The 12,652-nt window shown below is 64.3% G+C and carries 9 protein-coding genes and 1 pseudogene; 2 read left to right on the top strand and 8 right to left on the bottom strand.

Annotated elements, in window-relative coordinates; translation table 11 throughout:
• Positions 1–26: 26 nt before the first annotated feature.
• From PSAL_RS17740 to PSAL_RS17710, 7 genes and pseudogenes are all read right to left on the bottom strand, one after another.
• Entirely contained in the window at positions 27–1,088 is a 1,062-nt protein-coding gene (locus PSAL_RS17740) for a dipeptidase (RefSeq protein ID WP_119840541.1), read from the bottom strand.
• Positions 1,085–1,843, bottom strand: coding sequence for an ABC transporter ATP-binding protein (locus PSAL_RS17735; protein WP_119840542.1), 759 nt, complete (start codon positions 1,841–1,843; stop codon positions 1,085–1,087). The genes PSAL_RS17740 and PSAL_RS17735 overlap by 4 nt, the downstream gene beginning before the upstream one ends.
• A gap of 17 nt (positions 1,844–1,860) precedes the next feature.
• The gene (locus tag PSAL_RS17730) at positions 1,861–2,688 is read right to left on the bottom strand and encodes an ABC transporter ATP-binding protein (RefSeq protein ID WP_119840543.1); all 828 of its coding nucleotides are present in this window, start codon (positions 2,686–2,688) and stop codon (positions 1,861–1,863) included.
• Positions 2,685–3,590: an ABC transporter permease gene (locus PSAL_RS17725; protein WP_119840544.1), complete on the bottom strand. Its 906-nt coding sequence runs from the start codon at positions 3,588–3,590 to the stop codon at positions 2,685–2,687. Before PSAL_RS17725 ends, PSAL_RS17730 begins: the two co-directional genes overlap by 4 nt.
• Positions 3,587–4,639: an ABC transporter permease gene (locus PSAL_RS17720; RefSeq protein WP_196941944.1), complete on the bottom strand. Its 1,053-nt coding sequence runs from the start codon at positions 4,637–4,639 to the stop codon at positions 3,587–3,589. The genes PSAL_RS17725 and PSAL_RS17720 overlap by 4 nt, the downstream gene beginning before the upstream one ends.
• 1 nt (position 4,640) lies before the next feature.
• Positions 4,641–6,236, bottom strand: a pseudogene (locus PSAL_RS17715) (ABC transporter substrate-binding protein).
• Between the two features lie 214 nt (positions 6,237–6,450).
• Positions 6,451–7,614 (bottom strand): ATP-binding protein, encoded by a 1,164-nt coding sequence (locus PSAL_RS17710; protein ID WP_119840382.1) that lies wholly within the window; start codon positions 7,612–7,614, stop codon positions 6,451–6,453.
• A 323-nt stretch (positions 7,615–7,937) separates the two neighbouring features.
• Here PSAL_RS17710 and PSAL_RS17705 point away from each other — a divergent pair, with 323 nt between their 5' ends.
• Positions 7,938–9,470 (top strand): ABC transporter substrate-binding protein, encoded by a 1,533-nt coding sequence (locus PSAL_RS17705; protein WP_119840383.1) that lies wholly within the window; start codon positions 7,938–7,940, stop codon positions 9,468–9,470.
• 74 nt (positions 9,471–9,544) lie between these two features.
• The gene (locus tag PSAL_RS17700) at positions 9,545–10,933 is read left to right on the top strand and encodes an amidohydrolase family protein (protein ID WP_119840384.1); all 1,389 of its coding nucleotides are present in this window, start codon (positions 9,545–9,547) and stop codon (positions 10,931–10,933) included.
• A 158-nt stretch (positions 10,934–11,091) separates the two neighbouring features.
• Here the strand turns inward: PSAL_RS17700 and PSAL_RS17695 are convergent, their stop codons facing one another.
• Positions 11,092–12,633, bottom strand: coding sequence for an ABC transporter substrate-binding protein (locus PSAL_RS17695; RefSeq protein WP_119840385.1), 1,542 nt, complete (start codon positions 12,631–12,633; stop codon positions 11,092–11,094).
• Positions 12,634–12,652 lie beyond the last annotated feature (19 nt).

The following is a 12,652-nucleotide window of genomic DNA, read 5'->3' as shown; positions in this document are numbered from 1 at the left end:
GTTTCCGGGGTCGCGGGCGGCGCGCGTCAGCCGCCCCAGGTCCGTTCCAGCACGGCCAGCCAGTTCTCATGCGCCAGCTTCGCTATCAGCGCCTCGTCATATCCATGGGCGCGCATCGCGTCGATCAGCCGGGGCAGGCCCGCTACGTCGCCCATGTCCGACGGAATGGTCGCACCGTCGAAATCAGACCCCAGCCCGACGCGGGTTTCGCCCAATGTCTCGATCAGGTGATCGAGGTGGCGCATGACGGGATCGAATCCGGCGAAGGTCTCGGCGATGCCATCCGCGCGCAGGAACCCGGTGGCGTAGTTGATCCCGACCATGCCGTCGCTGTCGCGGATCACCGCCAGTTGCCGGTCGGTCAGGTTGCGCGACGACGGGGTCAGCGCATGGGCATTGGAATGGGTGGCGACCAGCGGCGCATCGCTGAGTGCGGCGATATCGTCAAAGCCCTTCTCATTCAGGTGGCTCAGATCCAGCATGATCTTCAGTTGGTTGCATTCCTTCACCAGCCGCTTGCCCGCTTCGGTCAGGCCATCGCCGGTATCGGGAGAGGACGGGAAGGCGAAGGGCACCCCATGGGCAAAGGCCGTCGGCCGTGACCACACCGGCCCAAGCGAGCGCAGCCCAAGGCTGTGCCAGACATGCAGCGCGTCCAGATCGGGGTCGATCGGCTCGGCGCCCTCGAAATGGAGGATGGCGGCGATCTTGCCGCCAGCCATCGCGGCGCGGATATCGGCGACACTGCGACAGATGGACAGGCTGCCTTCGCGTTCCATCCACAGCAGATGGCCGACCATCTTCATTGCGACGGGCAGCGCGGCGGCAAAGGGAATCTCCTCCGGCAGGGGCAACACGAAGGGCGGATTGCGCATGATGGCTTCGAAATTCGGGTCGTCATGCGCCTTCGGCGAAGGAATATAGACCGCAAAGAACCCACCGGCAAAGCCGCCGGCCCGCATCCGCGGCAGGTCCAGGTGCCCCTGCCCGGTATCGGTCAGCCAGGTGATGTCGCGGCTGTCGGGATCGCGCAACAGGCGCAGCAGAAAATCGTTGTGACCATCGAAGACCGGGACAATCTCGCTCATGCAGGTTCTTCTTTCGTATAGCCTGCCGAGGCTTTCAGCAGCTTTTTCGTGTAATCGGTCGCGGCCCGTCTGTTGCGCAGATCGGCGCGTGTCAATTCCTCGACCGCGAGGCCCCGTTCCATCACCAGCAGGCGTTCGCACATATGCGAAATCACGGCGAGATCATGGGACACCATGACATAGGTCAGCCCGCGTTCGCGCCGCAGGCGTTCCAGCAGGTTCAGCACCTCGGCCTGGATCGAGGCATCAAGTGCCGAGGTCGGTTCATCCAGCAGCAGGATCTGCGGCTCGAGGATCAGCGCACGGGCGACGGCGACACGCTGACGCTGGCCGCCCGAAAGCTGGTGCGGATAGCGAAAGCGGAACCCCTCGCCCAGCCCGACATCTTCCAGCGCCTGCGCAATGCGTTCGTCGCGCCGGTCGAAGCCCTGGATCGTCAGTGGCTCGGACAGGACGGAATCGATCGTGTGGCGCGGGTGGAGCGAGGCATAGGGGTCCTGGAACACCATCTGCACCCGGCGGTAGAAGGCCGGGGTGCGCGGGCTGGGAATGTCTTCGCCGTCCAGCCGCACACGCCCGGCAGAGGTCGGCGCCAGGCCGCAGATCGCCCGCAGCACAGTGGATTTTCCGGACCCGGATTCCCCGACGATGCCATAGCTTTCGCCCTGTTTCACCGACAGGCTGACGCCGCGCACGGCCTTCACCTCATCCGCGCCCGTCGTGAAGGTGACTTCCAGGTTCTCGACGGTCAGCATGTTCTCTGTACCTTCCTTCATAGCGACCACGCCGCGTCCCGGTCCAGCGTCGGCAGCGGATAGCGGTCCTCGTCGATGCTGGGCAGGCAGTTCAGCAGCCCGCGCGTATAGGGATGCTGCGCCTGGTCCAGCGCATCGGCGCGCAGTTCCTCGACCACGTGGCCGGCGTACATCACCAGAACCCGGTCGCAGAAACTGCTGACCAGCCGCAGGTCGTGGCTGATGAAGATCAGTCCCATGCCCTGATCCGTCACCAGCCGGTCGAGAATGCGCAGCACCTCGATCTGGATGGTCACGTCCAGCGCCGATGTCGGTTCGTCCGCGATCAGCAGGTCGGGCTCGGCGACCAGCATCATGGCGATCATCACCCGCTGGCCCATGCCGCCCGAAAGCTCGTGCGGGAAGGCGCGGAAGACGCGCTCGGGGTCGCGGATCTGCACGGCCTCCAGCATCGCCAGCGCCTTGCGCCGGGCCTCGCCGCGCCCCGTGCCATGGGTCCGCAGGGTCTCCATCAGCTGCTTGCCGACGGGCATCACGGGGTTGAGCGAGAACTTCGGGTCCTGCATCACCATCGACATGCGCTTGCCACGCAGGCCCCGCCACTGCCGGGGCGTCAGGCCGCGCAGGTCGGTGCCGTCGAAGCTGAGCTTGTCGGCGGTGGCCACGCCGGGCTGCGAGGTCAGGCCCAGGATCGCGCGTCCGGTCTGGGACTTGCCCGACCCGCTTTCGCCCACGATGCCAAGGCGTTCGCGCCCCAGGGTAAAGTTCACGCCGCGCACGACCTCGGACGGGCCGTTGCGCGTCGGGAAGGTGACGCGCAGGTTCTCGACTTCCAGAAGGCTCATTTCTGCCCCCTCGGGTCCAGTACGTCGCGCAGGCCGTCACCCAGCAGGTTGAAGCCTAGCGAGACCAGGAAGATCGCCAGCCCCGGCATGGTCGCGACCCACCAGTAATCGACCAGGAAGTTGCGCCCGCCGGCGATCATCGCGCCCCATTCTGGCTGCGGAGGCTGCGCGCCGAGGCCAAGAAAGCCGAGGCCCGCGGCCGTCAGGATGATCCCGGCCATGTCGAGCGTCACCCGCACGATCACCGAGGACATGCAGAGCGGCACGATATGTTTCCAGATGATCCGCAGGGACGATGCCCCCTGCAGCTTGGTCGCGGCGATGAAGTCGGAGTTGCGGATGGTCAGCGTCTCGGCCCGCGCCAGGCGCGCATAGGGCGGCCAGGCGGTGATGGCGATGGCGATGATCGCGTTCTCGATGCCGGGACCGAGGGCGGCGACGAAGGCCAGCGCCAGGATCAGCTTGGGAAAGGCCAGCACGATGTCGGTGATCCGCATCAGCACCGTGTCGACCCAGCCGCCGAAATACCCCGCCGATGTGCCGACGAGCAGACCGACCGGCGTGGCGATCACCGCCACCAGTGCGACCACCGCCAGCGTGATCCGGGACCCGTGGATCAGGCGGGACAGGATGTCCCGGCCCTGGTCGTCGGTGCCCAGCAGGAAACCGTCGCTCAGCGGCGGCAGCAGGCGGGTGTTGTTCAGGTCTCCGACCAGCGGATCATGCGGCGCCAGCCAAGGCGCGAAGATCGCGACCAGTACCAGCGCCACCACGATCACCAGCCCGAACATGGCCAGCCCGTTGGTGCGGAACCCCAGCCAGGTCCGGTAAAGCTGCCCCAGCCGGGCCTGCCGGCGCGAGATCGGCTGATCGCTCAGAAGCCATGCGCGTGTCGGGGTCATTTCCGGTTCCTCGTGCGGGCATCCAGCAGGGTGTAAAGCAGGTCCGAGAACATGTTCAGGCCGACGAAGATCGCCCCGATGACCAGCGTGCCGCCCAGCACCGCATTCATGTCCGCGTTCTGAAGGGAGTTCGTCAGGTACTGCCCGAGGCCCGGCCAGGCAAAGACGGTTTCCGTCAGCACCGAGCCTTCCAGCAGGTTGGCATAGCTGAGCGCGATCACCGTCACCAGCGGCACGGCGGCATTGCGCATCGCCTGCACCCAGATGATGCGCCATTCCGGCACGCCCTTCACGCGGGCGGTGATGACGTATTCCTGCGCCAACTCGTTCAGCATGAAGCTGCGGGTCATCCGGCTGATATAGGCCAGCGACAGGTAGCCGAGCAGCGAGGCCGGCAGGATGATGTGCGACAGCACGTTGCGGAAGGCGCCCCAGGCGCCCTGCATCGCCGTGTCGACCAGGAACAGCCCGGTCTTCGGCGTGAAGTCGAATTCATACGAGATATCGACCCGTCCCGGCCCCGAGATCAGGTCCAGCTTGAAGTAGAACAGCAGCAGCCCCATCAGCCCCAGCCAGAACACCGGCGCGGAATAGCCCACCAGCCCGACGACGCGCACGATGTGGTCCACCGCGCGGCCCTGCCGGACCGCCGCCCAGACGCCCATCGGAATGCCGATGACCGTGCCGATCACGATCGACACCGTGGCCAGCTCCAGCGTCGCCGGGAAGACCCGGGCGATGTCCTGCGCGATGGGGCGGGTGGTCAGGTTCGAGGTGCCGAAATCGCCCTGCATGACATTCATCAGCCAGATCCAGAACTGCTGGATCAGCGGCTTGTCGAGGCCGAGCGCCTCGTAGGCGGCCTGATACTGCGCCTGTGTCGCGCGGTCGCCCACGACCGACAGCACCGGATCCACCGGCACCACGCGCCCGATCAGGAAGGTCACGATCAGAAGCCCGAGGAAGGTCACCGCCACCGTTCCCAGTGTCGAGGCCCCCTTGCGAAGCCAGAGGGCGCCGCGGCGCCCTCCGAGAGTTCCTGAAGCCATGTTACTTGGTCACATGGGCAAAGTTGTTGTCGTTGAACGACGGGCCGACCACGACGCCTTCGACATTGGCGCGTTCGCCCATGACCTCGATTTCCTGCGCGTAGATCACGAAGGGACCGGTTTCCATGACGGATTTCTGCGCTTCGATGTACATCTCGGCGCGCGCGTCTGCGTCCGCTTCGACCATGGCGGCATCTGTGGCCGCGCTCAACTCGGGGATGTCCCAGGCGTTGCGCCAGGCCAGCGGCTTGGACGCCGCATCATCGGCATTGTCGGGGTTGTAGGCAAAGGTCGAGGCATTGGTATGGGGATCCTGGAAATCCGGACCCCAGCGACCGATGTAGATGTCGTGGTTGCGGGCGCGATACTTGGTCAGCGTCTGTTTGCCGTCCCCGGGAATCAGTTCAAGCTCGATCCCGGCCTGGGCCATGGACTGCTGCATCGCCTGGGCCATGGCGGTGATTTCCGGCGTGTTGCGGGTGTCCATGGTCACCTTGAAGCCCTCTTCCAGACCGGCTTCGGCCAGCAGCGCCTTGGCCTTTTCCACGTCGAGCGAGAAGGGGTTCTCGTTATAGGCGCCCAGGAAGCCTTCGGGCAGGAAGCCCTGGTGTACCTTGACCTTGCCGGCCATGATCGTGTTGGCAATCGTGTCGTAGTCGATCAGGTATTTCATTGCCTGGCGCACTTCGGGCACCGACAGATATTCGCTTTTCTGGTTCATCCCCAGATAATAGAGCGACCCCTTGGCGCCGCTTTCGATCTTCACGTCCTCGTTGTCTTCCAGCGCCGAGATATCTTCGGCCGTCAGGTTGCGGGCGATGTCGATATCGCCTTTTTCCAGCAGCAGACGCTGGGTCGAGGTTTCCGGGATGTGGCGATAGACGACCCGTTCCATGGCCGGCGCGTCACCGGAATAGTTGGGGTTGCGCTGCAGGATCACGGCTTCGTTCGGGCGCCAGTCACTGATCATGAAGGGGCCGGAACCGGCGTAGTTGGTTTTCAGCCATTCATAGCCGAAATCGCCATCCGCCTCGTGTTCCATCGCCAGCGTCTTGTCCACGACCGAGGCCACGGTGGCGGTCAGGCAATACAGCACCAGCGAGGGCGAATAGGGTTTGTCCATGATGAAGTCGAAGGTCATCGGACCGGTCTGCACGATGTTGGCGTCGGCATTTTCCGCCGTCAGGCCAAGCTGGCCGATGATGAAGGCCGGGGATTTGTTCAGCTTGACTGCGCGGACCAGCGAAAACACCGCGTCCTCGGCGGTGATCGGGTTGCCGGAGGCGAATTCGCGGCCTTCCTTCATGGTGAAGGAAATCGTCATGCCGTCCTCGGACACGGTCCAGCTTTCGGCGGCCTTGCCAAAGATGTCGGACACGTTCTGCGGATCGTAGCCGATCAGCGTCTCATAGGTGTTGCCGGCGATTTCCGAGGCTGTGAATTAAAAGATCTCGGCCGGATCGAGCGAGATGATGTCATCGATGGACCAGGCCTGAATCAGCGTGTCGGCGGGGGTCTCGGCAAGGGTGATGGCGGGGGTGGCGCCCAGCATGAGCGCGCTCAGCGCAACGCTGGCCAGAAAACGGCTATGAAGCATGTCGTATTCCTCTCTGTCAAAGATCTACGGGGGCATCGATGTGATGCGACCTGGTCCGGTTCATCCGGCTTCGATTGGCAGATTAACCGCATGGTCAAAATACAAGTCAAGGCGGAAGCCGGGTTACCCCGAGCCAACCGCGGCGGTCGGGGGCAAAACTTCATCGGCTGCCTTCGCCCTTGGCTTTCCCTGGGGTGGGTCGTGTCGGTGGGGCCTATGCCGCCGCCAGCCGTGTCATCGCGGCCTCCAGCGGCATGGCGCGCAGCCCGCCCTGCCCCGGCACGCCGCGGTCCCCGGCATAGACCAGCAGGCGTTCGGTCGCGTCCAACTCTGCGGCGGCGATGTGAAAGCCACGTGTGACCTTGGGGGCGGTGGTCCGCTTGATCTCGATCGCCCAAAGGGCGCCTCCGGGCAGCTTCAGCAGCAGGTCGATCTCGGCCCCCGCCGCGGAGCGGTAAAAGCTGGCTTCGCTGCCGCGCGGCGCAGCGGCGATCAGGTTTTCGATGCAGAAGCCTTCCCAGCTGCCGCCGACCACTGGATGGCCCAGAAGCGCCTCCTGCGTGCCGATGCCCAACAGGGAATGGGCCAGCCCGGCGTCGCGGATAAAGACCTTGGGGGATTTCACCAGCCGCTTGCCCGCATTGGCATGCCAGGGCGGCAGCCGGCGCACCAGCATCAGGTCGACCAGCAGGTCGAGGTAACGCGCCACACTTTGCCCCGACACGCCCAGGTTCCCGGCCAGCTTTGCCGCATTCAGCAACCCGCCCTGCTCATGGGCCAGCATGGTCCAGAACCGGCGCAGGGTTTCGGACGGAATGCGCAACCCGAAGGCGGGGATGTCGCGTTCCAGGTAGGTGCGGATAAAATCCTCTCTCCACCTCAGGCTGGCGCGGTCGTCGGCGGCCAGAAAGCTTTCGGGAAAGCCGCCGCGCAGCCACAGGGGCGTCTGCGCCTCGGCCCCGGTTTCCGTCAGGGTAAAGGGCGTCAGCTCGTGGTAGCTGACCCGCCCGGCCAGGGATTCCGCGCTTTGATGCAGCAGGCTGTCGGAGGCCGACCCGAGCAGCAGGAACTGCCCGGTCCGGTGCCCTTGTCGGCGGCGGCGGTCGATCTGGCCGCGCAACGCCTTGAACAGGTCCGGCATCAGTTGCACTTCGTCGATGACCACCAGCCGCCCGGCCTGTTCGTCAAGGTAGAGGTCGGGTTCTTCAAGCACCTGCCGGTCGGCTGCACGCTCCATGTCGAGGTAGACCGCGTCGCGGCTGTCGGCGATGTCCTGCGCCAGAGTCGTCTTGCCGACCTGGCGCGGCCCCAGCAGGACGACTCCGGCCTGATGGCGCAAGGCCTCTTCCACGGAGTGCAGGTGAGAGCGTGTAATCATACCTTGCATTTATGCTATTCGATGGAAGCTTTGCAAGGTTAAATGGCAGGTGTGGAGTCGTCTTCTGGGCGGTCCCGGTGCGTCGCCCTTGGTTCAGCGCTGAGATGTCGGGCAGAGACCCCGGCACGCGCGGGTGTTTTGCAACAGGCCCCCGCATGCCAAGCGGCATCATTTTTCTCTATATGAAAATTGTTCGCTAATCAGTCAGTTGTCTCGGCGTTCAGTGACCGGATAGGCAAAGATTCTTGACGCAAATTTCAAACCGTGCCTGAATTCAGAGACCAACAGGATAAAAAATTTAATAATATGAAAAGAGACGTGATATGATGAAACGTACTTGCGCGGCTCTGAGCGTCGCGATGATGGGCCTGGTGGCGCCGGCGACCCATGCCGCGCCCGATGATGATACTCTGGTCTGGGTGACGAACCGCGAAGCCAATGTGCCGCTGGTCTGGTGGGAAAACCTGATCGATATCGCGGCCATGCAGCACCACTTTTTCGACACGCTGGTCTATCGCAACCCCGAGACGATGGAATATGAACCCCTGCTGGCGACCAGCTGGGAACGCATCGACGACCTGACCCTGGAATTCAAGCTGCGGCCGGGTGTGGTCTTCCACGACGGATCGGCCTTTGACGCCGATGACGTGGTGGTCAGCTATTCGCACCTGATCAACCCGGACAGCCATGTGATGAATTCGAGCCTGGTGAACTGGATTTCATCGGTCGAAAAGGTCGATGACATGACCATCCGCCTGCATACGGCGCATCCCTTTCCGGCGGCTTTCGAATTCCTGTCGAGCACCCGCATGGGCGTGATGCCCTCCGAGGTCTGGGAAAACCCGCCGATGACAGCCGATGGCACCCCCGATTATGCCAATATGCCGGTGATCGGCACCGGGCCTTACAAGATGGTCAGCTTTGTGCCGGGCGGCGACATGATCCTTGAGCGGTTCGAGGATTACTACGACGGGCCCAAGGGGCAGCCGGCAATCAAGACCCTGCAGATGAAGACGATCCTCGACAGCGAAACCGCCATTGCGGAACTGATGGTCGGTCAGGTCGACTGGGTGACCGGACTGACGCAGGACGCTGTGGACAGCCTGCGCCCTATTCCGGGGCTCGAGGTGCTGGACGGGCCGGACATGCGGGTTTCCTACCTGCAACTGGATGCCACGGGGCGGTCCGGCGACACGCCGATTGCCGATCTGAAGGTGCGCCAGGCGATTGCCCATGCCATCGACAAGGGCTCGATCGCGCGCAACCTGGTCGGACCGGCGGCGCAGGTGCTGAATGCGGGCTGCTACCCGACCCAGGTCGGCTGTTCGCAGGAGGTGGAGCCCTATGCCTATGACCCCGAACAGGCCAAAGCTCTGCTGGCCGAGGCGGGCTACGGCGACGGCATCCAGATCACCATCGACGCCTATCGCGACCGCTACCTTCTCGAGGCGATCCTGGGCAATCTGGCCGAAGTCGGCATCGATGCGGATATCAACATGCTGCAATGGGCGGGCCTGCGTTCGAAGATGAACGACGGCGAGGTCGAGGTGGTGCAGACCGGCTGGGCCTCTTCCGGGCTGAATGACATCTCGGGCATCGCCTCGGTCCTGCTGAAGATGACGCCGGACGATTCCTGCCAGAACCCGAAGGTGAAGGAACTGCTGGACAAGGCCGATATCACCATCGACACCGAACTGCGCGCCGCGACCTACAAGGAGGCGCTGGATACCATCGCCGCCGAGGTCTGCTGGATCCCGCTCTATTCCCACTCCAAGCCCTATGCCTATAACGAGGCGCTGGACTTCTTCCCCACGGCAGACGGCTTTCCGCTGTTCTTTTTGGCAAGCTGGGACTGACCTGCGGGTCCCTTGAAAAGCTGGTGGGGCGTCCTTGCGGGGGCGCCCTGTCGTGACATGAAGGAAGGAAAGACATGACCAAGATCCTGGTGAAGGGCGCAGAGATCCTCTCGATGGACGACGACATCGGGCGGCTGACCGGAGACGTGCTGATCGAGGGGGACCGCATCATCGCCGTGGCGCCCGATATCGACGCCGGGGATGCCGAGGTGATCGATGCCACGGGCGCCATCGTGATGCCGGGCCTGATCAACGCGCATATGCATACCTGGCAGGGCGCGATCCGGGCCATCGGGGCCGATTGGCCCTCGGGCGGCTATTTCAAATATGTCCACGCGGGGATCTCGCCCTGCTACACACCGGAAGACACGCGGATCGGTACGCTGGTCGGGGCGCTGGCCCAGATCGAGGCAGGCACGACCACGCTGTTCGACTGGTGTCACAACAATGCGACCCCGGCCCATACCGACGCGGCCATCGATGCGCTTGAGGCCTCGGGCCTGCGGGCGGTCTTCGGTCACGGCACGGTCAAGCCCAAGCCCCGCGCGGGAGAGCCGCATTTCTCGACCGTCCCCCATCCGGTCGCCGAGATCGAACGCCTTCGCAAGGGGCGGCTGTCTTCGGATACGGCGCTGGTGACACTGGCGGCCTGCATCCTTGGCCCGGATTATTCCGGGATCGAGGTCTGCCGGCAGGATTTCCGCATGGCACGCGACTTCGGACTGCTGTCCAGCGCCCATATCTGGGGCCTGAACCGGCTGGTGGCCGATGGCTACATGACCATCGCCCGCGAAGGGCTGCTTGGCCCGGATCACAACATCGTCCATGCCAATTACATCGGCGACGAGGAACTGAAGGTGATCCTCGATCACGGCGCTTCGATCACCTCGACCCCGCCGCTGGAACTGGGATCACATCCGGTGGAACCCCTGGTCAGCCGGGTGCTGCGTGCCGGCGGGCGTCCTTCTATCGGGCCGGACGCCGAGGTCGATGTGACCGGCGGGATGCTGGAAACCATCCGTATGTCGCTGATGGGCGCGCGGCTTTACAACACCCACTTCCTTGATGCCCAGCTTGGCGCCGAGGACACCGAGGTGCGCGAGGTTGCGGTTCCGACGGCGCGGGTCACCTCGCCGCCGGTCGCTTCGGTCGAGGCGCTGAAATGGGCGACCATCGACAACGCGCGGGCACTGCGGCTGGATCATCGCATCGGGTCGCTGACCCCCGGCAAACAGGCGGATCTGCTGGTAATCCGGCGCGATTCGCTCTGCATGATGGGCACCACCGATGCCGCCCAGGCGGTGGTGCATTTCGCCCAGAACGCCGACATCGACACGGTGATGATCGCCGGCCAGATCAAGAAGCGCGGCGGCAAGGTGCTGGGCGTGGACATGGCGCGGCTGGCGTCTGACCAGGCGGCCTCGGCCAGCCGGCTGTTCGCGGCTTATCCCATCGAGACCTGAGGCGCCGCCTGATCAGCAGACAAGGCCCGCCGGCAGCGATGCCGGCGGGCTTTTGCATGGGCGCTGTGCCGTCGCGAAGGCGCAGGCACGAAAAAAGGGGGCGCCGGCAAGCGCCCCCAGTCAGGGCCGCCACCGCAGTTGCGGCGGCAGCGGGGAGGTCAGTCTTTCCAGCTGGCCAGGAAGAACAGCGGGAAGCCGTCGGCCGTGGGGAAGAAGTCCAGTGCTTCGTTCACGCCGTAGGATTTCGAATAGGAGAACAGCGGGATCCAGCAGACCTCGTCCGCGACCATGGTCAGGGCGTCCTTGTAGGCCGCGGCGCGGGCCTCGGGGTCGACGGTGGTGTCACCCTTGGCCAGGGCGGCCTGGATTTCCGGCGACTGGCAAATGTCGTCCGGCGCGCCGGACAGCTGGACCGAGGCGATGGCCGAGATGTCGTTCAGCCCCGAGGAGGCCCATGTGCGGATCGCCATGTCGATATCGCCCTTGGTCAGCCGTTCACGCAGGCCGGACCACTGCAGGTAGGTCAGCTTGGTATCGATGCCGGCTTCCGCGAGGTAGCCCATGACCGCTTCGGCGTGGGGCCGTTCGCGGTAGGCGCCCATCTCGACCGAGATCCCGTCGCCGTAGCCCGCTTCGGCCAGCAGTTGTTTCGCCAGTTCAGGGTCGTAGTCGTAATGCGGGATGTCGTCGGTGCAGCCGACCTGCGTGGGGTAGCAGGCAGCATTCACGACTTCGGCGGCGGGGCCGACGATCTGCTTGGCGATGGCTTCGCGGTCGATGGCATGGGCGATGGCCTTGCGCACTTTCACATCGGCAACCGGCGTCCCTTCGGAGCGTCCGGTGCGGTCAAGCACCAGATAGGCGATGCGCATATCCGGCCCGCTCATCACGTCGACACCGGGCATCGCGCCCAACTGTTCGATCATGTCGGATGGCAGGTCGGTGATCCAGTCAAGACCGCCCACCATCAGCTCGGCCACGCGGGTTTCCTGATCGGGAATGGTGCGAAATTCGATGGTCTCGATTTCGGGCAGCCCCTTGGGGCCGTCGAAATAGTCGGCGTTGCGGGTCAGGGTCATGCCTTCGCCGGGGGTGAAGCTTTCCATCTTGTAGGGTCCGGTCCCGATCGAGGGCATCTGCGCGAAATCGGTGGTCCCGTCGGGCTTGACCGGAAGGTCATCCCAGACTTCGGCCGAGGGAATGGCCATGCGGGTCCCGGCCAGGAACTCCAGCGCTGCCGGGAAGGGCGCGGCGAGGTTCATGCGGACGGTGTAATCGTCGACCTTCACCACCTCGTTCATCCAGCTGACGAAGGACTCGTTGCGTACGCCCGTCTCGGGGTCCAGCAGCATGGAATAGCTTTTCACCACGTCGTCGGCGTTAAAGTCCGAGCCGTCGTGAAAGGTGACGCCCTCGCGCAGCTTGAATTCCAGCGTGGTGTCGTCGATCCATTCCCAGCTGCTGGCCAGCAGGGGTTCGTAGGCCATCGTCTCGGGGTTCCGGTAAACCAGCGTGTCGTAGATGTGGTACATCATCGCGCCCATTTCGGTCACGGTGTCCCACCAGACGAAGGGCAGGCTGATTTCGCGGTCCGTGGACCAGATCAGCGAGTTGTCGTCCGGCCCCGCATAGGCGGGTGAGGTCAGGCAAAGCGGTAGCGCCGTCGCGCCGGCAAGCGCGACCTTGTGGAAGAATGTCATGTGGTTTCTCCTGGGTTCT

It is taken from the genome of Pseudooceanicola algae, from assembly GCF_003590145.2.
Lineage (GTDB): Bacteria > Pseudomonadota > Alphaproteobacteria > Rhodobacterales > Rhodobacteraceae > Pseudooceanicola > Pseudooceanicola algae.
This window is presented reverse-complemented; position numbering and strand designations above follow the sequence as displayed.

Bases quoted from the DNA above. Each gene is read 5' to 3' on its own strand.
- PSAL_RS17740 (WP_119840541.1), bottom strand. From the start codon at position 1,088: ATGAGCGAGATTGTCCCGGTCTTCGATGGTCACAACGATTTTCTGCTG.
- PSAL_RS17735 (WP_119840542.1), bottom strand. From the start codon at position 1,843: ATGCTGACCGTCGAGAACCTGGAAGTCACCTTCACGACGGGCGCGGAT.
- PSAL_RS17730 (WP_119840543.1), bottom strand. From the start codon at position 2,688: ATGAGCCTTCTGGAAGTCGAGAACCTGCGCGTCACCTTCCCGACGCGC.
- PSAL_RS17725 (WP_119840544.1), bottom strand. From the start codon at position 3,590: ATGACCCCGACACGCGCATGGCTTCTGAGCGATCAGCCGATCTCGCGC.
- PSAL_RS17720 (WP_196941944.1), bottom strand. From the start codon at position 4,639: ATGGCTTCAGGAACTCTCGGAGGGCGCCGCGGCGCCCTCTGGCTTCGC.
- PSAL_RS17710 (WP_119840382.1), bottom strand. From the start codon at position 7,614: ATGATTACACGCTCTCACCTGCACTCCGTGGAAGAGGCCTTGCGCCAT.
- PSAL_RS17705 (WP_119840383.1), top strand. From the start codon at position 7,938: ATGATGAAACGTACTTGCGCGGCTCTGAGCGTCGCGATGATGGGCCTG.
- PSAL_RS17700 (WP_119840384.1), top strand. From the start codon at position 9,545: ATGACCAAGATCCTGGTGAAGGGCGCAGAGATCCTCTCGATGGACGAC.
- PSAL_RS17695 (WP_119840385.1), bottom strand. From the start codon at position 12,633: ATGACATTCTTCCACAAGGTCGCGCTTGCCGGCGCGACGGCGCTACCG.